Raw genomic sequence first — 25163 nt, forward strand, 5'->3', positions numbered from 1 at the left:
GTCCACAGTGTGGTCAACAGTAGCGCCCGGGGGCCCGCCCTGGCCGGGAATCCCCCCAGCGCGGAACCGATGCGCTCGGCGCGGTGCCGCTCAGCGGGACACGGTCCGGTTCACCAGGACACCGGGACCGGCTTGCCCTCCTCGTACCCCGCGGCGGACTGGATGCCGACGAGCGCACGGTCCGCGAACGCGGGGAGATCACGTGCGCCGGCGTACGTCGCCGAGCTCCGCACTCCGGCCGTGATCATGTCGAGCAGGTCCTCGACGCTCGGACGCTCCGGGTCGAGGTAGATGGTCGAGGACGAGATCCCCTCGGCGAACAGGGCCTTGCGCGCGCGCTCGTACGGGTCGAGCCGCTCGAACCGCTCGCGAACGGCCTTCGCGGACGCCATCCCCCAGCTCTCCTTGTACCGTCGCCCCTGCGCGTCGACCTTGAGGACGCCCGGCGCCTCGACCGTGCCGGCGAACCACGACCCGATCATGACGCTCGCGGCGCCGGCCGCCAGGGCGAGGGCGACGTCGCGCGGGTACCGGACACCGCCGTCCGCCCAGACGTGGGCGCCGAGCGCCCGCGCCGCCGCCGCGGTCTCGAGCACCGCCGAGAACTGCGGTCGCCCGACCGCGGTCATCATGCGGGTCGTGCACATGGCCCCGGGGCCGACACCGACCTTGATGATCGAGGCGCCCGCGTCGACGAGGTGCGTCACCGCGTCGGCGGTCACGACGTTGCCCGCGACGAGCGGGACGCCGAGTCCGAGGTCGGCCACGGTGCGCAGCGCACGGAGCATGCCCTCCTGGTGCCCGTGCGCGGTGTCGAGGACGAGCACGTCGACGCCCGCGGCGACGAGCGCGGACGCCTTGCGTGCCACGTCGCCGTTGATGCCGACCGCGGCGGCGACCCGGAGCCTCCCGTCCGCGTCGACCGCGGGCCGGTAGATGCCGGAACGGATCGCACTCGTGGGACTCGTGGTGCCCACGACGCGACCGTGCCGGAGGACGGGCGCGAAGTCGACCTCGGCGGCGGCGAGCAGGTCGAACACGGCCCGCGGCGAGTCGACGTCGTCGGCGTCGATCGCGGTCACCGCGCCGTGCAGGAGGTCACCGACCGTCGCGTCCTCGCCGGCGGTCGCGAGCCGGACCGCGGGGACGCAGCCGAGGTACTCCCCGCCGGCGTCCTGCACGACGACGCCGTGCCCGGGGACCGGCGCGAGCTGCGTCAGCGCCTCGGCCACGGTCGTGTCGGGCGTCATCGTGACCGGGGTGTCGTGATCGACCGGCTGGGCCTTGACCCAGCGGATGGCGGCGTCCAGGTCCTGCGGGTGCATGTCCTGCGGCAGGACCCCGAGGCCGCCGCGCCGCGCCAACGTGGCCGCGAGCCGCGGACCCGTGACCGAGTTCATGTTGGCGCTGACGACCGGGATGGTCGCGCCGGTGCCGTCGGGCGGCGTGAGGTCGACGTCGAACCGGCTCGACACGCCGGAGCGGCTCGGCACGAGGAACACGTCCGAGTACGTCAGGTCGTGGGTCGGTCGCGTCTCGTAGAACCTCATGCGCTCACCGTAATACGGCCCTCCTCGGGGGCGACCGTGCCGCAGCGGGGTGACGGCCACCGGGGCGGACGGGTCCGTCCCGACACCCTGGGCGCTCCCGCCGAGGCGGCCCGCAGGCGGGTTAGGCTTGACGGGCGCGGGCGATGCTGCCCGCACGGTGCACGGGTCGTGTGTGTGCGACCGGCACCAGCATCAATCGACGGAGAGTGGGCGATCGGCTGTGTCGAGCCATCTGACGGGGACATCGGACGAGACCGCAGGCGAATTCGGCGCGAACGAGTGGCTGGTGGACGAGCTCTACGAGCAGTTCCTGGTCGACAGGGACGCCGTGGACCGGTCCTGGTGGCCGGTCCTCGAGAGCTACCACCGGACGCAGGTGAGCGACCCGGGCGCGTCCGACGACCGCCCGGGAGGTCCCTCCCCGGCTGCCGGGTCCACTCCCGATCCGGCGGGTCCCGTCGAGCCGGCCGCGCCGGTCGCGCAGCCCGCGCGCGCCGCGGACGGCGGTGCCCCGCGCACCTCGTCGATCCAGATGCCGGCACGGACGACGTCGAAGCAGCCGACCCCGGCCCCGATCCCGGCCGACCCGAGCGACGAGCGGGACGACCACGAGGAGACCCACGAGGACGTCCGGACGCCGCTGCGGGGCATGGCGAAGACCCTCGCCGCGAACATGGAGGCCTCGCTCCAGGTACCGACCGCGACGAGCGTGCGGACGATCCCCGCGAAGCTCATGATCGACAACCGCATCGCCATCAACAACCACCTGCGGCGGACGCGCGGCGGCAAGGTGTCCTTCACGCACCTCATCGGCTGGGCGCTCGTCAAGGCGGTCCAGGAGTTCCCGAGCCAGAACGTCTACCACGACGAGCAGGACGGCAAGCCCGTCGTCGTGACCCCGGCGCACGTCGGCCTCGGCATCGCCATCGACGTCCCGAAGTCCGACGGCACCCGTGCGCTGCTCGTCCCGAGCATCAAGCGGGCCGAGACCCTGACGTTCTCGCAGTTCATCGCAGCGTACGAGGACCTCGTCAAGCGCGCGCGGGCGAACAAGCTCACGGCCGAGGACTTCGCCGGCACGACGATCTCGCTGACGAACCCGGGCGGCATCGGCACGGTGCACTCCGTGCCGCGGCTCATGAAGGGGCAGGGGTCGATCATCGGTGCCGGTGCCCTCGAGTACCCGGCGCAGTTCCAGGGCTCCGCGCCGAAGACCCTGGTCGAGCTCGGGGTCGGCAAGACGATCACGCTGACGAGCACCTACGACCACCGCGTCATCCAGGGCGCCGGGTCCGGGGAGTTCCTCAAGACGGTCCACGAGCTGCTCATCGGCGAGCGCGGCTTCTACGAGGGCATCTTCGCGGCGCTCCGGATCCCGTACAAGCCGATCCGCTGGGCGAACGACATCAACGTCGACCTGTCGTCGCGCGTCAACAAGACCGCACGCGTGCAGGAGCTCATCAACAGCTTCCGGGTGCGCGGACACCTCATGGCGGACATCGACCCGCTCGAGTACCAGCAGCGGACCCACCCGGACCTCGAGATCGAGAACCACGGGCTGACGTTCTGGGACCTCGACCGCGAGTTCGTCACGGGTGGCCTCGCCGGCACCACGAGCGCGCCGCTCCGGGACATCCTCGGGATCCTCCGCGACTCGTACTGCCGCACGATCGGCGTGGAGTACATGCACATCCAGGACCCGGCCCAGCGCCGGTGGATGCAGGACCACGTCGAGGTGCCGTACGCCAAGCCGGGCAAGGACGAGCAGCTGCGGATCCTCGGCAAGCTCAACGAGGCCGAGGCGTTCGAGACCTTCCTGCAGACGAAGTACGTCGGCCAGAAGCGGTTCAGCCTCGAGGGCAGCGAGTCGATGATCGCGTTCCTCGACACGCTCATCCAGGAGTCCGCGCGCGAGGGTCTCGACGAGGTCGCGATCGGCATGGCGCACCGTGGTCGGCTCAACGTGCTCACGAACATCGCGGGCAAGACCTACGGGCAGATCTTCCGCGAGTTCGAGGGGACACAGCTGCCCGGCGCCGTCGCGGGCCAGGGCTCCGGCGACGTCAAGTACCACGTCGGGACGGAGGGCGTGTTCCGCTCGGCCGAGGGCACCGCGATCCCGGTGACCATTGCCGCGAACCCGTCGCACCTCGAGGCCGTCGACGGCGTGCTCGAGGGCATCGTCCGCGGCAAGCAGGACCGGACCCCGATCGGCACCTTCGGCGTCCTGCCGGTGCTCGTCCACGGCGACGCGGCGATGGCCGGACAGGGCGTGGTCGTCGAGACCCTGCAGCTGTCGCAGTTGCGGGGCTACCGCACGGGCGGCACCGTCCACGTCGTGGTGAACAACCAGGTCGGGTTCACGACGTCGCCGAGCGCGTCGCGGTCATCGGTGTACTCGACCGACGTCGCCAAGACGATCCAGGCGCCGGTCTTCCACGTGAACGGGGACGACCCGGAGGCCGTCGCACGCGTCGCCGAGATCGCGTTCGCGTACCGGCAGCAGTTCCACCGCGACGTCGTCATCGACCTCGTCTCGTACCGCCGCCGCGGCCACAACGAGGGCGACGACCCGTCGATGACGCAGCCGCTCATGTACAACCTCATCGAGGCGAAGCGCTCGGTCCGCACGCTCTACACCGACGCCCTCGTCGGTCGCGGCGACATCACGCAGGACGAGTACGACCAGGCGCACCGGGACTTCCAGGACCGCCTCGAGCGTGCGTTCGCCGAGACCCACGAGGCACAGACGGGGTCGATCCCGGTCGTCCCCGCGGACGGCGGCGCGGTGCAGGGGCTCGAACGGCCCTCCGCGCAGCGCGACGACTCGGAGCACGAGGTGCACGAGACGGCGGTGAGCGCGGACGTCCTCCGACTCGTCGGCGACGCGCACGACAACCCCCCGGCGGGGTTCACGGTCCACCCGAAGCTCCAGCAGCTGCTCACCAAGCGGGTCGAGATGTCGCGCAGCGGCGGCATCGACTGGGCGTTCGCGGAGCTCGCCGCGATCGGGTCCCTCCTCGTCGAGGGCAAGCCGGTCCGGCTCACCGGCCAGGACACCCGGCGTGGCACCTTCGTGCAGCGCCAGGCGGTGTTCCACGACCGCGTCAACGGCCAGGAGTGGCTCCCCCTCGCGAACCTCACCGAGGACCAGGGCCGGCTGTACATCTACGACTCGCCGCTCAGTGAGTACGCGGCCATGGCGTTCGAGTACGGCTACTCCGTGGAGCGGCCCGAGGCCCTCGTCATGTGGGAGGCCCAGTTCGGCGACTTCGCCAACGGGGCGCAGACGGTGATCGACGAGTTCATCTCGTCGGCCGAGCAGAAGTGGGGCCAGCGGTCCGGGCTCGTGCTGCTCCTCCCCCACGGCTACGAGGGCCAGGGGCCGGACCACTCCTCGGCTCGGATCGAGCGCTACCTGCAGCTCTGCGCCGAGGACAACATGGTCGTGGCGCGGCCGTCGACCCCGGCGTCGTACTTCCACCTGCTCCGTCGGCAGGCCCACGCGCGTCCGCAGAAGCCGCTCGTGGTGTTCACGCCGAAGGCGATGCTCCGCATGCGGCAGGCGACGAGCGCGGTCGAGGAGTTCACGACCGGCGGCTTCCGAGAGGTGATCGACGACCAGCGGATCGCCGACCGTCAGGCCGTGCGGCGGGTCGTGCTCCACTCGGGCAAGATCCACCACGACCTCGCTGCCGAGGTCGCCAAGCGCGGGGTCGAGGACATCGCACTCGTCCGGCTCGAGCAGCTCGCGCCGCTCCCGCTCGACCAGATCCTCGCGACCCTCCGCTCCTACCCGCAGGCGGACCTCGTCTGGGCGCAGGAGGAGCCGGAGAACCAGGGCGCCTGGCCGTTCGTCTGCATGGCGCTGTCGCGCCACCTCGACGGCCGTCCGCTCTCGGTGTCGTCACGTCCCGCCAGCGCGGCTCCGGCGACGGGGTCGTCGAAGCGCTCCGCGAGCGAGGCGGCCGAGGTCATCGACCGCGCGCTCACCATCTGATCGGGCGCCGACCCCGACCGGCCGGGAGACCCCCCGCACCGCCGCCGACGAGGCGGACGGCGGGCGGGCCTCCCGGTCGGGTCAGTGGGTCGCCTGCGCCTCGCGCAGCGCGGCGATGACCTGGGTCCGCAGGTCCTCCGGGGCGGTCTCCTTGCAGGCGCGCTGCACGGCCGTCATGAGCACCACGCCGACGCGGTGCTCGCTCGAGCAGTCCTCGCAGCCGGCCATGTGCTCGCGGATGTCCGCGAGGTCGTCGCGCTCGAGCTCGTCGTGCAGGAACTCCTCGAGCTCCGCCTTGGCCTTCGAGCAGTCGCAGCCGCTCATCGTCCGTTCCTCCCCGTGCTCCGGCCCGTCGTGGCGGGCGTCTTCGTGGTGCGGGTCCGCGGTCGCATCGTCTCCGTCGACGCTGCGTCGGGCACCACACCGGTCTCTCGTGCGTGGTCGGCCAGCAGCCCGCGGAGCAGGCGCCGGCCGCGGTGGAGCCGGCTCATGACCGTGCCCACCGGGGTCTTCATGATGTCGGCGATCTCCTGGTACGAGAACCCCTCGACGTCGGCGAAGTAGACCGCCATCCGGAAGTCCTCGGGGATCGCCTGCAGGGCGTCCTTGACCGCGGACGACGGCAGGTGGTCGATCGCGTCGGCCTCGGCCGACCGCGACGAGATGCTCTGCGTGACGCTCTCCGCCCCGCCGAGCTGCCAGTCCTCGAGCTCGTCGATGGTGCCCTGGTAGGGGTTCCGCTGGTTCTTCCGGTAGCTGTTGATGAACGTGTTCGTCAGGATCCGGTACAGCCAGGCCTTGAGGTTCGTGCCCTGCCGGAACGACCGGAACGCCGCGAACGCCTTGACGAAGGTCTCCTGCACGAGGTCCGACGCGTCGGCCGGGTTCCGTGTCATCCGCATCGCCGCGCCGTACAGCTGGTCCATGAACGGCAACGCCTGCTCCTCGAACAGCCGGCGGAGCTCCTGCGCGTCGGGGGTCGTGACCGCGTCCGCACCGTCCGTCTCGGCGAGCGCGAGGGACTCCTCCTCGACGGCGTCGAGCTGCTCCTCCGTCTCGTCGACCGGGGGTCGTCCGAGCGGACCGTCGGGGTTCGTCGCGTCGTCCTGGCTCGTCATCGCCCGCCATCGTAGTCGGCGGTCGTCGTCGAGGTCCCCGATCAGCGACGTCGACGCGGACGGGAACGTCCGCACCCGTGGACGCTCCGTTGTCAGCGCGGTGGCCATGGTCCTCCTGTCCGGCACGCACCTCGCCAGGCAGGCGGGGCACGCGCATCGCTATCCTGGGGAACCGATGCAGGCTCCCGTTGATTCCCGCTCTGTCCCCGCCGGTGACGACTGGCCGGCGCCCGTGGCGCGCGGTCCCCTCCACGGCGACGTCGCCCTGCCCGGGTCGAAGTCCCTGACGAACCGCGAGCTCGTGCTCGCGGCCCTCGCCGACGGTCCGTCCACGATCCGGCTCCCCCTGCACTCGCGGGACTCGGCGCTCATGGTCGACGCCCTCCGCGCGCTCGGTGTCCGGATCGACCCGGCGGGTGGGGCCGGCCCGTACGGCCCGGACCTCCGCGTGACCCCCGCGCCGCTGCACGGCGACGTCCGGGTCGACTGCGGCCTCGCCGGCACCGTGATGCGGTTCCTCCCGCCCCTGGCCGCGCTCGCCGACGGTCCAGTGGTGTTCGACGGTGACGAGGCCGCGCGCCGGCGCCCCATGGACACCACCATCGCGTCGCTCGTCGCGCTCGGTGTGGACGTCACCGACGACGGCGGGGGCAGCCTGCCGTTCGCGTTCACCGGGACGGGCCGTGTGCGCGGTGGCGAGCTGACGATCGACGCGAGCCGTTCGAGCCAGTTCGTGTCGGGCCTCCTGCTGTCGGCGCCCCGGTTCGACGAGGGCCTGCTGCTCCGGCACCGCGGGGAACGGCTGCCGAGCATGCCGCACATCGCGATGACCGTCGCGGCGCTCCGCGACCGTGGGGTCGTCGTCGACGAACCCGACACGGGCGTCTGGCACGTGCACCCGGGTCCGATCGCCGCCCGCGACGTCACGATCGAGCCGGACCTGTCGAACGCGGCACCGTTCGCGGTGGCCGCGCTCGTCGCCGGAGGGACCGTCCGCATCCGGACCTGGCCGACCGCCACCACCCAGGTGGGCGCGGACCTCGAGACCCTCCTGCCGCACTGGGGCGCGACCGTCACGCGCGACGGCGCGGACCTCGTCGTCGACGGCGGCGTCGGTGTCCGTGGCGGGGCGTCGCTGCCCGGCGTCGACCTCGACCTGTCGCGCGGCGGCGAGCTCGCGCCCGCGCTCGTCGCGCTCGCGGCCCTCGCCGAGGGCCCGTCGACGGTCACCGGCATCGGGCACCTGCGCGGACACGAGACCGATCGGCTCGCCGCACTCGCCGCCGACGTCGTCGGTCTCGGAGGCGCGGTGACGGAACTCGACGACGGCCTCCGGATCGAGCCCCGTCCGCTGCACGGGGGGGCGTGGGGCGCGTACGAGGACCACCGGATGGCGACCGCGGGCGCGATCATCGGCCTCGTCGTCGACGGCGTCGCGGTCGACGACATCGGGTCCACCGCGAAGACCCTGCCGCAGTTCCCGGAGCTGTGGGACGCCCTCGTGGCGACGTCGGGCGCATGAGCTGGTTCGACGGCGGGGACGACGACGACCTCGACGAACCGTACGGGCAGTACGACGAGTCCGCGGTGCGGGTGCGGCCGAACCCGAAGGGCAGTCGTCCGCGCACCAAGCAGCGCCCCACCCACGAGGACGCCACGCCCGGCTGGGTGACGAACGTCGACCGCGGACGGTTCGGCGTGCTCGTCGGGGGCGGTCCCCTCGACGCCGAGTCCGGCCAGGCCCGGGTGATCACCGCCACGAAGGCGCGCGAGCTCGGCAAGAAGGCCGTCGTGACCGGTGACCACGTGTCGCTCGTCGGCGACGTGAGCGGCGACGAGGGCTCCCTCGCCCGCATCGTCAAGGTCGCGGATCGCTCGACGTTCCTCCGCCGCAGCGCGGACGACACGGACGACGTCGAACGCGTCATCGTCGCGAACGCGGACCAGATGCTCATCGTCATCGCCGCGGCCGACCCCGAGCCCCGGCCCCGGCTCGTCGACCGGTACCTCGTGGCCGCCTTCGACGCCGGGCTCGACCCGGTGCTCTGCATCACGAAGACCGACCTCGCCGACCCGGAGCCGTTCCTCGCGCACTTCGCGTGCCTCGACCTGCGCGTCGTCACGAGCGCCGCGGGTGACGTGCCGTTCGACGCGTTCGCGGCCGTGCTCCGTGACCAGGTGACGGTGACGGTCGGACACTCGGGCGTCGGCAAGTCCACGCTCGTGAACGCCCTGACGGGGGCCTCCCGGGCGACCGGCGTCGTGAACGCGGTCACCGGACGCGGGCGCCACACGTCGTCGTCCTCGATCGCGCTGCCGGTGCACGGCGGCGGCTGGATCATCGACACTCCCGGCGTGCGGTCGTTCGGCCTCGGGCACGTGCAGCCCGAGAACGTGTTCCGCGCGTTCGCCGCGCACGCGGTGCCGGTCCGCGAGCCCGCCGACGGCATACCGCTCGACCAGGCGCACGACTGGGAGATCGTCGACCGGGTCCAGGACGGCGAGCTCGGCCCCACGGGCATCGAGCGGCTCGACTCGTTCCGCGCGCTGCTCACGGGCATGGGCGAGCTGGACCCGGGCGCGGACTGACCTGCCCCGGCCCCTCGCCCCTCCTTCCGCCGCCATCGCAGTCGTTGCCGCTCCGACCGGTCTGCGAGCGGCACCGGGCGCGATCTCGCGGGGAAGGACGGCCGGGCCAGGTGCACCGTCGGTGCTCGGTAGGCTCGGCGCGTGGACCTCGCCGCCGACCTCGCGTTCGCCCGTTCCCTGGCCGACACGGCGGACGCGATCAGCCTCGCCCGCTTCCGGGCGGCCGACCTGCACGTCGACGTCAAGGCCGACCGCACGCACGTGACCGACGCCGACCAGGCGGTCGAGGCGGCCCTCCGCGAGCGGATCGCGGCCGAGCGTCCCGACGACACGTTCCTCGGCGAGGAGTCGACCGCTGCCGCAGGGACCACCGCGAGGAGTTCCGGACACCGGCAGTGGGTGATCGACCCGATCGACGGCACGGCGAACTACCTGCGCGGCGTGCCCGTGTGGGCGACGCTCATCGCCCTGGCCGTCGACGGCGTCCCCCGGGTCGGCGTCGTGTCCGCCCCCGCGATGGGCAAGCGGTGGTGGGGGGCGACGGGACTCGGGGCTTCCTCGTTGGAGGGTCCCCTGCGGGTGTCGGGGGTGGCGGAGCTGGCGGACGCCTCGGTGAGCTACCAGAGCCTCCAGGACTGGGACGAGGCCGGGCGGCTCGACGGCCTCCTGCGGTTGTCCCGGTCCGTCTGGCGGACCCGTGCCTACGGCGAGGCCTGGGCCTACATGATGGTCGCCGAGGGCACCCTCGACGTCGCGGGCGAGGGTGACCTGAAGCCGTGGGACATGGCTGCGATCGTCCCCGTGGTCGAGGAGGCGGGCGGGCGCTTCACGTCGCTCGACGGCGAGCCCGGCCCGTGGCACGGCACCGCCCTCGCGACGAACGGGCTCCTGCACGACGCGGTCGTGCGCACCATCCGCGGGTAGCCGCGACGACCCGGCGACGTCTCAGGCCTCCTGCGGCACGGGCGTCTCCTCGCCGCGCTTCTTCCGCGACACGAGGTCGACGATCGCGAGCGCGAGCACGAGCACGACGAGTCCCACGGTGAACGCCGTGCCCGCGCGGAACGCGTCGTGGTACGCCGTGAGGTCCCCCGCCTTCCGGTCCTCGCTCCGCACGATCCCGTAGAAGACGCTCGTGGCGACGGCCGTGCCGATCGCGGTGCCCACGCGCTGGCCGAGCTGCTGCATCGACCCCGCGACACCGGAGTGCTCGACGGGGACCTGCGCGAGCGTCAGGGTCTGGTTCGGCGACACGACGAGGCCACCGCCCGCGCCACCGATGAGGAACGCACCCGCCATCGCCCATGGCGTGATCGACGCGGGGGTCGTGGTCGCGGCGACGAGCAGCGCCACGAACCCGACGACCACCGCGCAGAGCCCCCAGACGACGAGCGCCCTGCCGATGCGGTTGACGAGGCGACCGCCGAACCAGGCGCCGGCGGCGGCCGTGGCGGCGAACGGGATGCTCACCATGCCGGCGAACAGCGGCTCGAGGTGCAGGCCCTCCTGCAGGTAGAGGGTCACCATGAGGAACGTCGCCGGCAGCGCCGCGAAGTACACCGCGGCGATGAGCAGGCCGTTCCGGTAGGACGACAGCCGGAACAGGTCGAAGTGCACGACCGGGGACCGTCCCGTGTGCGCGTAGTGCCGCTCCCACCAGACGAACAGGGCCCCGGACACCGCGGTGCCGACGAGTGCGAGCCACCGCAGGGGCGAGTCGCCCGTGCCCGAGGTGAGCACGAACGGCAGCATGAGCGTGACGACCGCGACGCCGAGCAGGACGATCCCGACGAGGTCGAGCTCGCGGTCGCGTGACGGGTCCTGGCGCTTCCGGGGCAGCAGGCGGACCGCGAAGTACAGGGCCGCGAGGCCGTACGGGACGTTGAGCCAGAAGATGTAGCGCCATCCGGTCTGTTCGCCGCCGAGGGCGATCAGCGCGCCGCCGATCGTCGGACCGAGCGCGGTGGAGATGCCCACCATCGCCCCGAAGATGCCGAACGCGCGCCCGCGCTCCTCCCCACGGAACAGCTGCTGCACCAGGCCGATCACCTGGGGCATCTGCGTCCCCGCGGCGAAGCCCTGCAGGATCCGCGTGACGACGAGCACCTGGATGGACGGGGCGATCGCGCACAACAGGCTGGCGGTCGTGAACGCGATCAGGCCGACCACGAACATGAGCCGGCGGCTCCGGAGGTCACCGAGGCGCCCGGCCGGGACGAGCGCCAGGCCGAACGCCAGTGCGTAGCCGGCGACGATGAGCTGCAGCTCCGAGTTCGACGCGCCGAGCGACCGCTGGATCGACGGCAGCGCGACGTTCACCGTCGACAGGTCGATGATCGTGATCCCGGCGACGGCGATGCACACCGCGAACGCGTGCCACCGCTGCCGGTCGCGCTCGGTGTCCTGGTCGCCGGCGTCGGATCGGGAGGTCGTCGTCACCCGTCTCGTCTACTCCGCGTCGACGCCGTGGTCGCCGAGCGGACGTCCCCCATGCCGGCGCGCGTCTGCCACCGCGGCTCCACCAGGAGCGCCGATCGGCGGCGGCCGGGGGTCGCCCCCCGCGTTCCCAGGCTCGACATCGGCCGGGTGCGCGAAGATCCCCGGGTGCCGTCCGCCGCGCTCCTGGTCGCCCTGCTCGTCGGGGCGGCGCTGCCCTTCGTGCCCGCCGTCGGACGCGTCGCCCGGATCGCCACGACCATCGTGCACGAGGTCGGCCACTGCGTCGTCGTCGTGCCGTTCGGCGGCCGCATCCGCCGGATCGACCTCCACGCGGACGGCTCGGGAGAGGCATGGGTCGACCTCGGTCGCGTCCCCCGCGCCGCGCGGTGGGCGGTCCGGCTCGGCAACCTCTACGCCGGGTACTCGGCACCGCTCTGGGCCGGGGCCCTGCTCGTGATCGGGTCCGTGCACGCCGACCGCGTGCTCACGACTGCCGTCCTCGGCGTCGCCGCCGTGGTCGCCGTCCTGTTCGTCCGGAACGCCTTCGGCGTCCTGGTCGTCGTCGGGTTCGCGGCCGTCGCCGTCTGGGTCGCGGTGCGTCCCTCGGAGTGGACCGTGCTCGTCGTCGCTGCGATCGGCGCGCTGTTCGTCGTCGACGGTGTGCGGTCGGTCGTGCGGGTGGCCGGCTGGATCGCCGCCGGCGCTCCGGTCCGGACGGACTTCCACATCGTCGCGAGCGAGTACCGGCTCCCCGCAGCGGTCTGGTACGTCCTGTTCGTGCTCGTGGAACTCGGCGTCGTCTGGCTGGCGCGGGCCCCGCTCGGCGCGGTCGTCGACACGGTCGCGGTCGGTGTGCGGACGCTCGTCGTGGGGGTGGTGTCGTAACCGGACGACGCCGGTCGTGCCTCCCGGCTCCGGCAGTGGGAGGATCGCCCGATGGGCGCAGGTGCGCCGGCAGAGGCAGAGAGAGGTGGGACGTGCCCGAGAGCGACACGGCGACGGCGGGGTTCGGGTTCAGCACCGAGCAGGTGCACGGCGGGGTCGTGCCCGACTCGGCGCACGGCGCGCGGATCACCCCGATCCACATGTCGTCCGGCTTCCTGTTCGACGACTTCGGGCAGGCGCGCGACCGGTTCGCCGGCGACGACGCCGGGTACACGTACACACGGCTCGGCAACCCGACGAACGCCTCGCTCGAGCGCCGCGTCGCCGTCCTCGAGCGCGGGGTCGAGGCGATCCTCGTCGGCAGCGGACAGGCCGCGGTGACCGTGGCGCTCCTCGGTCTGCTGCAGGCCGGCGACCACGTCGTGTCGGCGTCGAGCATCTACGAGGGCACCCGCGGCCTCCTGCTGCAGAACCTCGGACGACTCGGGATCAGCGTGGACTTCGTCGACGACGCCCGTGATCCGGACGCCTGGCGGGCGCTGATCCGCCCCGAGACGCGGCTCCTGTTCGGCGAGTCGATCCCGAACCCGAAGAACGACGTCCTCGACATCGCGATGGTCGCCGCGGTGGCGCACGAGCACGGCGTACCGCTGGTCGTCGACAACACACTCGCCACGCCGTACCTCGTCCGGCCGCTCGAGCACGGCGCGGACATCGTGGTGCACTCCGCGTCGAAGTTCCTGGCGGGACACGGCTCCGCCATCGGTGGGGTCGTCGTCGACGGCGGTCGCTTCGACTGGGCTGCCAGGGGCGGCCGGTTCCCCCATCTGACCGAACCGGACCGCGCGCTCGGCGGCCGGAGCCACGTCGACCGCCACGGCGACCGGGCGTTCGTCGTGTACGCACGCGACGTCGTCGCCGCACGGCTCGGCCCAACCCCCTCGCCCTTCAACGCGTTCCTCATCCAGCAGGGCGTCGAGACGCTCTCGCTGCGCATGGAGCGACACGGCGCGAACGCGCTGACGATCGCCCGGTGGCTCGACGCGCAGCCCGAGGTCGCGAACGTGGACCACGCGGGGCTCGAGTCCAACCCCTACCACGACCTCGCGACGCGCTACCTGCCGCGTGGGGCCGGTTCGGTGTTCGCCTTCTCGCTCGTGGGCGGACGGGACGCCGCCCAGCGGTTCGTCGACGCACTCGGCCTGTTCAGTCGCATGACGCACCTCGGCGACGTCCGGTCACTCATCCTGCATCCGGCGTCGACGACGCATGCCCAGCGGACGCCCGAGGAACGCGCCGCAACCGGCATCGACGAGGGCCTGCTGCGCGTCTCGGTCGGCATCGAGGACGTCGAGGACCTGATCCGCGACCTCGAGCGCGGCTTGGCGGCGGTCCGGTCCGCCGAGGGGCCGGGGGTCGGTCTGCCCGCCGACGGTCCGGGAGGCCCGACACCGGTCGCGGAGACCGCCACCGTGGACGAAGACGTCCGGTCCGGCGAGTTCGGCGCTCCCCACATCGTGCTCGAGGAGATCTGATGCCACGGATGCAGCACTTCGGGTGGTTCTTCGCCCGCGGGTTCGGCCCCCAGGGGTGGGGTCGGCCCGACTGGGACTGGGGGTACGACTGGACCCGTCCGGACCTGTACCAGCAGTCCGTCCGGACACTCGAACAGGCCGGCCTCGACCTCGTCATCGCCGAGGACGCGATCTCGCTCGGCAACCCGTCGACCCTCGACCTGCGCATCCGGCAGGCGTACGGCGGCCCGAAGCACGATCCGCTCCTGCTCGCGCCGTACCTCTTCGCAGCGACGCAGCACATCGGCGTCGTGCCGACCGTCAACGCGGGCATCACCCCGCCGTACCTGGCGGCACGACAGGCGTCGACCCTGGCGCACCTGTCGGGCGGCCGGTTCGGGCTCAACGTCGTCACCGACGTCGGGAGCGCGCGGCACGTCGGCGCCGCGCCGCTGCCCCATGACGCCGCGTACGACCGCGCCGAGGAGTGGCTCGGCGTCATCCGGCACCTGTGGCACAGCTGGGGCGAGGACGCCGTCGTGGCCGACACCGACACGTGGCACTTCGCCGACGGCGAGCGCACCGACGGCTCACGGCGTCAGGGCACGTACTTCGACGTCACCGGCCCCCTCAACGCGCTCCCGCTCGCGGACGACCCGGTCATCGTCTCGCCGGGTGGCTCAGGGCGTGGGCTCGCGTTCGCGGGCACGCACTCGGACGTGCAGCTCGCCCTCGCCCCGCTCGACGCCGCCACGGTGCGCGGCTACCGGTCCCGCATCGCCGAGGCGTCGGCGGCCGCCGGACGGGCACCGGGTGCCGTCCGGACGATGTTCGTCGTGAAGCCGGAGATCGTGTCCTCGGCGGCGGAGGCCGACCGGCTCGTCGACGCGTCGCGGCACCCGAGCGACGAGGACCTGCTCGTCGTCGCGATGGGCCAGTCGAGCGACCTCGAGACGGACCTCACGACGCTCGACCTCGACGCACCCCTGCCCGCGGGACTGTTCGGCGACCACGTCTCCGCGGGCACGATCCGCGGTCTCGTCGGCGACACCCCGGACGCCCCGCTCCGCGCGCTCCTGGCCCGCAAGGCACGGAAGGGCCGGCTCGCGGACCGCACCGGCTTCGTCGGCACGGCGGAGGAGTTCGCCGACTTCGCCGAGGAGCTCGGCGACGACGCCGACAACGACGGCTTCATCCTCTCCGGAGACCTCCACCCCGTCGCCGTGACGCGGATGCTCGCGGACCTCGTCCCGGTCCTCCGTCGCCGCGGTCTGCTCCGTCGCGAGTTCGGTGACGGCGGCCTCCGGGCCAACCTCACCGACTTCTGACGCTCGACCGCGCCACGATCACGGGTCCGGGAGCGACGAACGGGAGGCGGTGCGCACGTCGTGCGCACCGCCTCCCGTTCGATGTGAGCGGAGACCGCGATCAGTGGGTCGGCACGGCGTCGACGACGCTGGTCTCCTCGGTCTCGCGGACGTCCTCGGCGGTACGGAGGATCTCCTCACGGCTCGAGGCGCTGTTCACGGCCCAGTAGTAGATGACGATCGAGAACACCGCGGTGACCGCAATGTCCCACCAGAGCGGGAACCACGGGTGCTTCAGCGGACCGAAGTCGCTGAGGAACACGATGAGACCCATGCCGATGAGGTACGGGAACAGCCACTGCGCGGCCCGCCAGTCCCAACGCGGCTGGACCGCACGGTTCCCACCGAGCACCCGGTTCAGGATGATGATGACGAAGCCGAGCGCCACCGCGATCCCGAGCTTCCAGTCCGTGGACCAGCCCGTCCACAGGATGATGAGGTTCGCGACGATGAACGACAGCGGTGCGAGGACGCTGGCGGCCGGCAGCCGGTAGGGGCGCTCGGCGTCCGGGATCCGCTTGCGGAACGCACCGAGCGCGAGCGGGGCACCGCCGTACATGAGGACCGAGGCGCTCGTGATGAGGCCGACGAGCGACTGCCAGGACGGGAACGGCAGGAAGCACACGACGCCGATGACGAAGGCGAAGATGAGGCCGAACCACGGCACCGCGCCCTTCGTGATCCACTCGAACGCCCGCGGGAAGTACCCGTTCTTGCTGAGGCCGTACGAGACACGCGACGACGCCGTGACGTAGATGAGGCCGGTGCCACCGGGCGAGATGACCGCGTCGATGTAGATGATGACCGCGAGCCAGGTGATCCCGGCGCCCATGGCGATGTCCGCGAACGGGCCGGTGAACTTCGTGTAGGCACCGGAGAGCCAGGTGTGGCCGATCTCGGACGGGTTGAGCGCACCGAGGAAGAAGATCTGGAGCAGCAGGTAGATCACGAGGCCGATGACGACCGAGCCGATGACCGCGCGCGGGATGTCACGCTTCGGGTTGCTCGACTCACCCGCGAGCTGGTCGGCCTGCTCGAACCCGAGCAACGAGAAGATGATGCCCGAGGTCGAGACCGCGGCGAGGATGCCCTTCGCACCCTCGGGAGCGAACCCGTCGGCGGCCGTGAAGTTGCTGCCGTGGAACCCGGAGAACCCGAGCACGATGATGACGAGGACGGGGATGCCGACCTTCCACCAGGTCGCCGCGGAGTTCGTGTTCGCGAGGATCTTGACGCTGAACAGGTTGATCACGGTGAGGATCAGCATGAGGAAGATCGCGACGGCGATGCCCGAGCCCGTGAGGACGCCCGTCGACGGCGTGACGAAGGTCTGCGCCCACTTCCAGTGCTGCGCGTAGTTGATCATCGCCTCGACCTCGATCGGGGCGACGGTCGCGGCCTGCAGCCATGAGAACCAACCGAACGACGCGCCGGCGACGCCACCGAACGCGATGTGCGGGAAGCGAGCCGTGCCTCCGGCGATCGGGAACATCCCGCCGAGCTCGGCGTGGACGAGTGCGAGCACGAGGATCGCGACACCGCCGATCGCCCACGAGATGATCGCCGAGGGACCAGCTGCCTCGAGGGCATGCTGGGAACCGAAGAGCCACCCGGAACCGATGATCGATCCGGTCGAGGCCCAGATGAGCCCGATGAAGCCGACGTTGCGCTTGAGTCCGGTGTCCGGCGGCGTCGTCGTGGTGGTGGTCGTAGCCAAAGTCGCTCCTGTGTCGGATTGCTGAGGACTATGCGACTCTTCCACCATCCGCACCCGGTGAACGTTCAGGCAACGCGATCGGAACACAGCCGTAACCGGATGGAAACACAGCGACTGTACGATCACACAGGTTTGGACGGGTCACCCGCACCGCGGGACCCTCGTGTGAGCGAGCGGACCGGCGCCCGCCGACCCGACGCCGACGCTCCCGACGGGACACGCTCGATCGATCGCGCTGCCCAGGCACCCCACGAGAACCCGACCGTGTAGGTACGCAGGCCCGGAGTACCTGTGCCTCCGAGCACCGATGAGCCCCGGAGAACCGCCGGGCCCCGGAGAACCGCGGGGTGCCGGAGAACCGCCGGGCGCCGGAGAACCGCCGGGCGCCGGAGAACCGCTGGGCGCTGGAGATGGGGGCTGAAACGTCCGAGGCCGCACCGGCGCCCGCGGAGCGGAACCGGTGCGGCCTCGGACGACCACGTGTGTGACAGTGACCCCGCGGATCGATCCGCAGTGGTGGAGATGGGGGGAATTGAACCCCCGTCCATCGCTGTGATTCGACGTCTTCTACGGGCGTAGCCAGATGAGGCGTTCTGCTCGACTCCGCCCTTTGCTACTGGCTTCTAGGACGACGAGCCCAGCCCGGATGCAAGTCCCGCGTGACCTCCGGACGGAATCACGCAGCGAGTCCCCTGGATGACGCCGGACACGGGATAGGGAACGATCACCCGGCCGACGGACTTCATGTGGCTCTACTGCTTACGCAGCGAGAGCGAAGTCAGTGCGCTTGGAATTGGCACTTGTTGTTTTCCACGGATCGTTGACGAGATGACCGTGGATCCTCGGCCCGCTTCCCGTCGGCACGCAGGCGATGTCGAAACCGATCATCCCCATGACGGAGGGCCACTGTCACACTGTGGAGTTGTCAGCGCCGCGTGAGCGGCACCACACGCCTCGTGGTGGAGGCGGTTGCCCAGTCTAGCGCGCTCACACCGGACCCTGCCAGGCCCGCACGGTCCTCCCGGGTCCGCCGGGGGCGAACGGCGCCGGAGCGAACGGCTCGCGAGGCCCGCCCCGTCACTCCCCGAGGTGCCCGCGCGTCGAGATGGCGCGCTCGGCCTCACGGCGATCCTGGCGCTCGCGCAGCGCCTGCCGCTTGTCGTGCTCGCGCTTGCCCTTCGCCACGGCGATCTCGACCTTCGCCCGGCCGTCCGAGAAGTAGATCTGCAGGGGGACGAGGGTGTACCCGCCCTCCTTCGTCTTGTGGCTGATCTTGACGATCTGCTGCTTGTGGAGGAGCAGCTTGCGCTTGCGGCGGGGCGCGTGGTTGTTCCAGGTGCCCTCGGTGTACTCGGGGATGTGCACGGCGTCGAGCCAGGCCTCACCGCCGTCGATGAAGGCGTACCCGTCGACGAGCGAGGCCCGGCCCTGTCGCAACGACTTCACCTCGGTGCCCGAGAGCACGATGCCGGCCTCGTACGTGTCCTCGATGAGGTAGTCGTGCCGCGCGCGCCGGTTCGTCGCGACGACCTTCTCCCCGCGTTCCTTCGGCATGTCGAGTCCTCTCCGCCGGCCACCGGTGTGTGGCGGCCGCCCAGTCTACCCAACCGGTGTCGACCACCCACGCTTCCCGAACGACAGCCGCAGCAGCGCGCGGGAAGGTCAGACCTTGAGGTACCGCCGGATCGCGACGCTCGCGGACAGCGCCGCCAGGATGCCGCCGATGACCACCACCGCCGGCACCACCAGCACCGTCTCGCTCATGCCGATGAACGGCGTGCCCGTGAACCGCGTCGCGAGGTAGCCACGCACGAAGAACCAGACGACGGCGACGATCGCTCCCCCGGCGAGGACCGCCCCGATGAGCGAGGCGATCACCCCCTCGAGGATGAACGGTGTCTGGATGAACCGGTTCGACGCACCGACCAGCCGCATGATGCCGAGCTCTCGACGTCGCGAGAACGCCGACAACCGGATGGTCGTCGCGATGAGGAGCACCGCCGCCACGAGCATGAGGGCCGCGATGCCGACCGCCGTGTACGACGACGCGTTGAGCACCGAGAAGATCGGCTGCAGGTACCCCCGCTGGTCGACGACGCTCTGCACCCCCGCGAGCTTCGACAGGCTCTCGATGAGCACGTCGGACTGTGACGGGTCCTTGAGGTTCACCCAGAAGGTCTCGTTGAGGTACTGCGGCTTGACGAACTCGGTCGCCGGGGAGTCCTTGAACTGCGACTTGAAGCGTGTGTACGCCTGGTCCTGCGTCTCGAAGTAGGTCTTCTGGATGAACGGCTTGAGTGTCGACGAGCGGAGCTGCTCCTCGACCTGCTGACGCTGGTCCGCCGTCGCCTTCGCCCCGGTGCAGTTCCCCGTGGTGTCCGTGTCGGTGCACAGGTAGACGGCGACCTGCGCCCGGTCGTACCAGTACCCCTTCATCTGGGTGATCTGCATCTGCAGCAGGATCGCGGTGCCGACGAACGTCAGCGAGATGAACGTCACGAGCACGACCGACACGACCATGGACGCGTTGCGGCGGAGGCCGGAGCCGACCTCCGACATGACGAGCCCGAGCCTCATCGGACGATCCCCGGCAGCGTCTGGATGCCCGTGGTGGTCGACACCGGCTGCTGCCGCACGATCGGCACCGCCTGCGTCTGGTAGCCACCGGACTGCTCGTCGCGGAGCACGTTGCCCGCCGACAGCTCGATCACGCGACGCTGCATCTGGTTCACGATGCCGGCGTCGTGCGTCGCCATGAGCACGGTGGTCCCGCCCTGGTTGATGCGCTCGAGCAGGGCCATGATGCCCGCCGAGGTCGTCGGGTCGAGGTTGCCCGTCGGCTCGTCCGCGAGCAGGATCGCAGGCTTGTTCACGACCGCACGGGCGATCGCGACGCGCTGCTGCTCACCACCGGAGAGCTCGTGCGGCAGGCGGTTCGCCTTGCCCGACAGTCCGACCATCTTGAGCACGTCCGGCACGGCCTCGCCGATGAACCCCTTGCTCTTGCCGATCACCTGCAGCGTGAACGCGACGTTGTCGAAGACGTTCTTGTTGGGCAGGAGCCGGAAGTCCTGGAACACCACCCCGAGGTTGCGGCGGAAGTAGGGGACCTTGCGCGATGACAGGGAGCCGAGCCGCTGCCCGAGGACGTGGATCTGACCCTTGGTGGGGCGCTCCTCCTTGAGGACGAGCCGCAAGAAGCTGGACTTGCCGGAGCCGGAGGCCCCGACGAGGAACACGAACTCGCCCTTGAGGATCTCGAGGGTGAGGTCGTTGAGCGCCGGATTCGGGTTGCCCGAATACACCTTGGTGACCTGGTCGAATCTGATCATGACCCGATCAGGGTAGGTGCCGTTCCTCGGAACGCAAGTCAGGCGCGCGGTTCGCGGCCGGGAGGGACGGGGCCGGTCCCGGCGCCGTCGTCACGGGCTCCTCAGGCGGCGACGCGCAACGCTGGCGCGGTGCCTGTCAGGCGTCGCCGCGCTTGCGCCACCGGATCCCGGCGTTGAGGAAGCCGTCGAGGTCGCCGTCGAACACGGCGCTCGGGTTGTTGACCTCGTACTCGCTCCGGAGGTCCTTGACCATCTGGTACGGCGCGAGCACGTACGAGCGGATCTGGTCCCCCCAGCTCGCCGTGATGTTCCCGGCGAGCTCCTTCTTCTTCGCGTTCTCCTCTTCCTTCTTGAGGAGCAGGAGGCGCGACTGCAGCACGCGCATCGCCGCGGCGCGGTTCTGGATCTGGGACTTCTCGTTCTGCATCGAGACGACGGTGCCGGTCGGGATGTGCGTCAGGCGGACGGCGGAGTCCGTCGTGTTCACCGACTGTCCACCCGGGCCGGAGGACCGGAACACGTCGACCCGGATGTCGTTCTCGGGGATGTCGATGGCCTCGGTCTCCTCCATGAGCGGGATGACCTCGACCGCGGCGAAGGACGTCTGGCGCTTACCGGCGGCGCCGAACGGCGACATCCGGACGAGGCGGTGGGTGCCGGCCTCGACCGACAGGTTGCCGAACGCGTACGGGGCGTCGACCTCGAACGTCGCGGACTTGATCCCGGCCTCTTCCGCGTAGCTGGTGTCCATCACCTGGACCGGGAACCCGTGCTGCTCGGCGTACCGGAGGTACATGCGCAGGAGCATCTCGGCGAAGTCCGCGGCATCGACGCCGCCCGCGCCGGCGCGGATCGTGATGACGGCCGGGCGTGCGTCGTACTCGCCGTCGAGGAGCGTCTGCACCTCGAGCTCGCCCATCGTCCGCGAGAGGGCGGTCAGCTCGTCGCGGGCCTCCTGCGCGCTCTCCTCGTCCTCGGCCTCGTTCGCCATGTCGACGAGGACCTCGAGGTCGTCGAGACGCTGCTCGGTCTCGGTGATCTTCTTGAGCTCGGCCTGCCGGTGGCTCAACGCGCTCGTCACCTGCTGCGCGTGCGCGGTGTCGTCCCACAGATCAGGCGCGCCGGCCTGCTCGCTCAGCTCGGCGATCTCACGCTCGAGGCGGTCCACGTCGACCACCGAGCGGATGTTCCCGAACGTCTCGCGGAGGGCGGAGATCTGCTCGCTGATGTCCAGTTCGACCATGATCGACAAGCCTACCGGCCCAGCCGCCACCGTCCCCGCGGCCGGGGTCGGCAGTGGAGCAGCATGCGCGGCGGCACCGTCCGCGCCACCGTCGTCCCGGCTGGCGGCCTCAGCGGGCGCCGATGGCGGGCGCGTGTCCGGCCATGCCCGCGCGGGTGGCTCGTCGGACCGCGTCGGGCAGTGCATCGAGGAACGCGGCCACGTCGTCCGCCGTGCTCGTGTGCCCGAGGGTGATCCGCAGCGCGCCGCGCGCGGTCTCCTCGGACAGGCCCATGGCGAGCAGGACGTGCGAGGGCTCGGGCACCCCGGCCTGGCACGCCGACCCCGTCGAGACCGCGACGCCTGCCGCGTCGAGCAGGAACAGCAGGGAGTCCCCCTCGCACCCCGGGAACGTGAAGTGCGCGTTCCCCGGCAAGCGGTCCACCGGGTCGCCGCGCAGCACCGCGGTCGGCACGCGCTCCGCGACCCCGGCGACGAGCGCCTGCCGGAGCGGCGTGAGGTCCGGGTGGGGCGCCGACGCGGCGACGCCGAACGCCGCGGCCGCCGCCGCGTCCTGCGTCCCGGACCGGACCTGTCGCTGCTGCCCACCACCGTGGAGGAGCGGCTCGACCACGGCGGTCCGCGACAGGACGAGCGCACCGATCCCGACGGGGCCGCCGATCTTGTGCGCCGAGACGCTCATGGCGTCGACACCGCTGCTGTGGAAGTCGACGGGCACCTGGCCGAACGCCGAGACCGCGTCACAGTGGACGGGCACGCCCGCCGCGTGCGCCAGGCGGACGACGTCGGCCACGGGCTGGATCGTGCCGACCTCGTTGTTGGCCCACAGGAACGTGACCAGGGCGACGTCCGCGGGATCGGCGAGCGCCGCCTCCAGGGCGACGAGGTCGAGGCGACCCCGCTCGTCGAGCGGGACCACGTCGACGACCGCGCCCTCGTGCCGGGCGAGCCACTCGACGGTGTCGACGGTCGCGTGGTGCTCCCCGGCGGGTACCACGACGCGTGGTCGACGGGCGTCGCGCTGCCGGGCCCAGTACAGGCCCTTGACGCCGAGGTTGACGCTCTCCGTGCCACCGGAGGTGAAGACGACCTCGACCGGATCGGCGCCGAGCGAGCGAGCGACCCGTTCCCGGCCCGTCTCGAGCGTCGTGCGCGCCCCCTGGCCCGCGCTGTGGATGGACGCGGGATTGCCGACCACCGACAGCGCACGCGTGTACTCGGCGAGCGCGGCGGGCAGCATCGGCGTCGTCGCAGCGTGGTCGAGGTAGACCGGCACGGTGCCTCCCGGGTGGTGCGTCCTCGCGCCCCCGGCCGTGGGCGCCTCCACAGGGTACGCCGGTCGCTCGCTAGCCTTGATCGGGTGCAGACCGTCGACATCGTGCCCGAGCCGGGGCTCCGTCCCGACGCTGACGGCGCGTCGTTCGCCGTCCGTTCCGCCACCGCGACCGCGGTGACCCTCGTGGTCGACGCCTCCGCGTCCCACGGTCCGATCCACGTCCCCCTGCAGCGCGACGGCGACGTCTGGACCGGCCGCGCCGACGGCGCCCGTGTGGGCGACACGTACCACCTGCTCGCGGACGGACCACGGGGTGCCCGTGACGACTTCGACCCCCTCCGTCCGCTGCTCGACCCGTACGCGCGCGGGATCGAGCCGGCCGGCGACGGCTGGACCTCGGTCGTGGTGGACGAGGGCTTCGACTGGGGCGGCGTGCCGAAGCCGGGCACGCCCATCGACCGGACCGTCCTGTACGAGGCACACGTCCGCACCCTGACCGCCGGCAACCCGGCCCTGCCCGAACACCTGCGCGGCACCTACGCGGGACTGGCGCACGAGAGCACGATCGCCCACCTCCGGCGGCTCGGGGTGACCGCGGTGGAGCTCCTGCCCGTGCACGCCTTCCGCTCCGAGGAGTGGCTCCGGCGAGCCGGGCGCGAGAACGCCTGGGGGTACAACACGCTCGGGTTCCACGCCCCGCACGCGCCCTACGCCTCGGCGAGCGCCCGGGCGGCCGGGGCGACCGCGGTGCTGCGCGAGTTCAAGGGCATGGTCCGGCTCCTGCACGAAGCCGGCATCGAGGTCGTGCTCGACGTCGTCTACAACCACACGGCGGAAGAGGGCCTCGGCGGCCCGACGTCCGGACTGCGCGGGCTCGACGGGGCGACGGCGTACCGCTGGGCGGAGGAACCAGCGGCGGGCGCGGAGCGGTACTTCGACACCTCCGGATGCGGCAACACCCTGGACACCTCCCAGCCGGCGATCGCCGACCTCGTCGTCGACAGCCTGCGGTACTGGGCACGCGAGGTCCAGGTCGACGGGTTCCGGTTCGACCTCATGGCGGCCCTGGCACGGGACGCCCACCATCGGTTCGACCCGGCACACCCGCTCCTGCAACGCCTGCGCGACGACCCGCTCCTGCAGGACGTCAAGCTCATCGCCGAGCCCTGGGACGTGGGGCCGGACGGTTGGCGGACGGGTTCCTTCGGGCCGCGCATCGCCGAGTGGAACGACGGCTTCCGCGACACGGTGCGGCAGTTCTGGCTCACCGACATCGCCCGGGAGCGCCGCGACGGCAGCCCGATGACGGGCATCGGTGCCCTCGCGGGTGTGCTCGCCGGGTCCCGTCACGTCTTCGGCGCGGACCGTGGCCCCACGGCGGCGGTGAACTTCGTCACGGCGCACGACGGCTTCACGATGCGTGACCTCGTGTCGTACGACCACAAGCACAACGAGGTGAACGGCGAGGACAACCGCGACGGCACGGACGACAACCGCTCGTTCAACCACGGCGTGGAGGGGCCGACCGACGACCGCGGGGTCCGTGCCGCACGGCAACGGTCCCTCCGGAACCTCATGGGCACGCTGCTGCTGTCCGCGGGCGTGCCGATGATCACCGCCGGCGACGAACGAGGTCGGACCCAGCACGGCAACAACAACCCGTACGCGATCACGGACGCGTCGATGTGGGTCGACTGGAGCCCGGACCCGGACGTCGAGTGGATGGTCGAGCAGACCGCGGCCCTCGTGCGTCTCCGGGCGGCGCACCCGGCCCTCCGGCCGTCGCGCTTCGGCACCGACGGCGCCGACACGCCCTCGGCGACCAGGATGACCTGGTACGCGACCGACGGCACCCCGATGACGGACGACCGATGGGACGAGCCGACGCACCGGGCGCTGCAGTACTTCGCCGAGTCGACGCCCGAGGACGAACCCGACGACCGCGTGCTCGTGATCGTCCACGGCAGTGGACGCACCCGCGACATGACCCTCCCGGCGCACGGCGACGTCGGCGCCTACCGCCTGGTCTGGTCGAGCGAGAAGCACCGCGACCACGAGCGGCACCGGTCCGTCGGCGCGGTGTTCACCGCCTACGGACCGGGCATCCACGTGTTCGAGATCGTCTGAGCGTCG

At 71.6% G+C, this 25163-nt stretch carries 18 protein-coding genes and 1 other RNA gene; 8 read left to right on the plus strand and 11 right to left on the minus strand.

What is annotated here, in order from left to right; all coding sequences use genetic code 11:
• Positions 1–110: 110 nt before the first annotated feature.
• Positions 111–1550: a GuaB1 family IMP dehydrogenase-related protein gene (locus DEI81_RS04245; RefSeq protein ID WP_111009251.1), complete on the minus strand. Its 1440-nt coding sequence runs from the start codon at positions 1548–1550 to the stop codon at positions 111–113.
• A 220-nt stretch (positions 1551–1770) separates the two neighbouring features.
• On the opposite strand from DEI81_RS04245, the gene DEI81_RS04250 reads away from it, so the two are divergent.
• On the plus strand, positions 1771–5550 hold the full coding sequence (locus tag DEI81_RS04250; protein ID WP_111009252.1) for a multifunctional oxoglutarate decarboxylase/oxoglutarate dehydrogenase thiamine pyrophosphate-binding subunit/dihydrolipoyllysine-residue succinyltransferase subunit: 3780 nt from the start codon (positions 1771–1773) through the stop codon (positions 5548–5550).
• A gap of 81 nt (positions 5551–5631) precedes the next feature.
• On the opposite strand, the gene DEI81_RS04255 is transcribed toward DEI81_RS04250, so the two are convergent.
• The gene (locus DEI81_RS04255) at positions 5632–5874 is read right to left on the minus strand and encodes a zf-HC2 domain-containing protein (protein WP_111009253.1); all 243 of its coding nucleotides are present in this window, start codon (positions 5872–5874) and stop codon (positions 5632–5634) included.
• Complete coding sequence (locus tag DEI81_RS04260) at positions 5871–6776, minus strand: sigma-70 family RNA polymerase sigma factor (protein WP_284158401.1); 906 nt, start codon at positions 6774–6776, stop codon at positions 5871–5873. The genes DEI81_RS04255 and DEI81_RS04260 overlap by 4 nt, the downstream gene beginning before the upstream one ends.
• Positions 6777–6843: 67 nt before the next feature.
• On the opposite strand from DEI81_RS04260, the gene aroA reads away from it, so the two are divergent.
• The 3 genes from aroA (at position 6844) to DEI81_RS04275 (ending at position 10181) form a co-directional block, all read left to right on the plus strand.
• Entirely contained in the window at positions 6844–8190 is a 1347-nt protein-coding gene (aroA, locus tag DEI81_RS04265; RefSeq protein WP_111009370.1) for a 3-phosphoshikimate 1-carboxyvinyltransferase, read from the plus strand.
• Positions 8187–9257 (plus strand): ribosome small subunit-dependent GTPase A, encoded by a 1071-nt coding sequence (rsgA, locus tag DEI81_RS04270; protein ID WP_111009254.1) that lies wholly within the window; start codon positions 8187–8189, stop codon positions 9255–9257. Before aroA ends, rsgA begins: the two co-directional genes overlap by 4 nt.
• 141 nt (positions 9258–9398) lie before the next feature.
• Positions 9399–10181 carry an inositol monophosphatase family protein gene (locus DEI81_RS04275; RefSeq protein WP_111009255.1) on the plus strand — a complete coding sequence of 261 codons (783 nt, stop codon included), beginning with the start codon at positions 9399–9401 and terminating at the stop codon, positions 10179–10181.
• A gap of 21 nt (positions 10182–10202) precedes the next feature.
• Here the strand turns inward: DEI81_RS04275 and DEI81_RS04280 are convergent, their stop codons facing one another.
• Positions 10203–11696: an MFS transporter gene (locus DEI81_RS04280; RefSeq protein ID WP_111009256.1), complete on the minus strand. Its 1494-nt coding sequence runs from the start codon at positions 11694–11696 to the stop codon at positions 10203–10205.
• A 165-nt stretch (positions 11697–11861) separates the two neighbouring features.
• Here DEI81_RS04280 and DEI81_RS04285 point away from each other — a divergent pair, with 165 nt between their 5' ends.
• The 3 genes from DEI81_RS04285 to DEI81_RS04295 all read left to right on the plus strand — a co-directional run bounded on the left by DEI81_RS04285 (position 11862) and on the right by DEI81_RS04295 (position 15423).
• Positions 11862–12581 carry a M50 family metallopeptidase gene (locus DEI81_RS04285; protein WP_181435318.1) on the plus strand — a complete coding sequence of 240 codons (720 nt, stop codon included), beginning with the start codon at positions 11862–11864 and terminating at the stop codon, positions 12579–12581.
• 92 nt (positions 12582–12673) lie between these two features.
• The gene (locus DEI81_RS04290; RefSeq protein WP_258368485.1) at positions 12674–14116 is read left to right on the plus strand and encodes an O-acetylhomoserine aminocarboxypropyltransferase/cysteine synthase family protein; all 1443 of its coding nucleotides are present in this window, start codon (positions 12674–12676) and stop codon (positions 14114–14116) included.
• Positions 14116–15423, plus strand: a complete 1308-nt coding sequence (locus DEI81_RS04295; protein ID WP_111009258.1) for an LLM class flavin-dependent oxidoreductase — start codon at positions 14116–14118, stop codon at positions 15421–15423. Before DEI81_RS04290 ends, DEI81_RS04295 begins: the two co-directional genes overlap by 1 nt.
• A 100-nt stretch (positions 15424–15523) precedes the next feature.
• Here the strand turns inward: DEI81_RS04295 and DEI81_RS04300 are convergent, their stop codons facing one another.
• The 7 genes from DEI81_RS04300 to DEI81_RS04335 form a co-directional block, all read right to left on the minus strand.
• Entirely contained in the window at positions 15524–17179 is a 1656-nt protein-coding gene (locus tag DEI81_RS04300; protein ID WP_220035624.1) for an APC family permease, read from the minus strand.
• 514 nt (positions 17180–17693) lie between these two features.
• Positions 17694–18071: a transfer-messenger RNA gene (gene ssrA / locus DEI81_RS04310) on the minus strand.
• 185 nt (positions 18072–18256) lie between these two features.
• Positions 18257–18733: an SsrA-binding protein SmpB gene (gene smpB, locus DEI81_RS04315; RefSeq protein WP_111009260.1), complete on the minus strand. Its 477-nt coding sequence runs from the start codon at positions 18731–18733 to the stop codon at positions 18257–18259.
• 108 nt (positions 18734–18841) lie between these two features.
• Entirely contained in the window at positions 18842–19756 is a 915-nt protein-coding gene (gene ftsX / locus DEI81_RS04320; protein ID WP_111009261.1) for a permease-like cell division protein FtsX, read from the minus strand.
• Positions 19753–20511, minus strand: a complete 759-nt coding sequence (ftsE, locus tag DEI81_RS04325) for a cell division ATP-binding protein FtsE (RefSeq protein ID WP_111009262.1) — start codon at positions 20509–20511, stop codon at positions 19753–19755. The genes ftsX and ftsE overlap by 4 nt, the downstream gene beginning before the upstream one ends.
• A 136-nt stretch (positions 20512–20647) precedes the next feature.
• The gene (gene prfB, locus DEI81_RS04330) at positions 20648–21754 is read right to left on the minus strand and encodes a peptide chain release factor 2 (protein WP_111009263.1); all 1107 of its coding nucleotides are present in this window, start codon (positions 21752–21754) and stop codon (positions 20648–20650) included.
• A 109-nt stretch (positions 21755–21863) separates the two neighbouring features.
• Positions 21864–23030 carry a cysteine desulfurase family protein gene (locus tag DEI81_RS04335; RefSeq protein WP_111009264.1) on the minus strand — a complete coding sequence of 389 codons (1167 nt, stop codon included), beginning with the start codon at positions 23028–23030 and terminating at the stop codon, positions 21864–21866.
• 84 nt (positions 23031–23114) lie between these two features.
• On the opposite strand from DEI81_RS04335, the gene DEI81_RS04340 reads away from it, so the two are divergent.
• The gene (locus DEI81_RS04340; RefSeq protein WP_111009265.1) at positions 23115–25157 is read left to right on the plus strand and encodes a glycogen-debranching protein; all 2043 of its coding nucleotides are present in this window, start codon (positions 23115–23117) and stop codon (positions 25155–25157) included.
• Positions 25158–25163: the final 6 nt, after the last annotated feature.

Origin of the sequence: Curtobacterium sp. MCBD17_013 (assembly GCF_003234565.1) — a bacterium.
Classification (GTDB): domain Bacteria; phylum Actinomycetota; class Actinomycetes; order Actinomycetales; family Microbacteriaceae; genus Curtobacterium.

Coding starts and splice junctions, on each gene's coding strand:
- DEI81_RS04245 (WP_111009251.1), bottom strand. CDS start 1,550: ATGAGGTTCTACGAGACGCGACCGACCCACGACCTGACGTACTCGGAC.
- DEI81_RS04255 (WP_111009253.1), bottom strand. CDS start 5,874: ATGAGCGGCTGCGACTGCTCGAAGGCCAAGGCGGAGCTCGAGGAGTTC.
- DEI81_RS04260 (WP_284158401.1), bottom strand. CDS start 6,776: ATGGCCACCGCGCTGACAACGGAGCGTCCACGGGTGCGGACGTTCCCG.
- aroA (WP_111009370.1), top strand. CDS start 6,844: ATGCAGGCTCCCGTTGATTCCCGCTCTGTCCCCGCCGGTGACGACTGG.
- rsgA (WP_111009254.1), top strand. CDS start 8,187: ATGAGCTGGTTCGACGGCGGGGACGACGACGACCTCGACGAACCGTAC.
- DEI81_RS04295 (WP_111009258.1), top strand. CDS start 14,116: ATGCCACGGATGCAGCACTTCGGGTGGTTCTTCGCCCGCGGGTTCGGC.
- smpB (WP_111009260.1), bottom strand. CDS start 18,733: ATGCCGAAGGAACGCGGGGAGAAGGTCGTCGCGACGAACCGGCGCGCG.
- ftsX (WP_111009261.1), bottom strand. CDS start 19,756: ATGAGGCTCGGGCTCGTCATGTCGGAGGTCGGCTCCGGCCTCCGCCGC.
- ftsE (WP_111009262.1), bottom strand. CDS start 20,511: ATGATCAGATTCGACCAGGTCACCAAGGTGTATTCGGGCAACCCGAAT.
- prfB (WP_111009263.1), bottom strand. CDS start 21,754: ATGGTCGAACTGGACATCAGCGAGCAGATCTCCGCCCTCCGCGAGACG.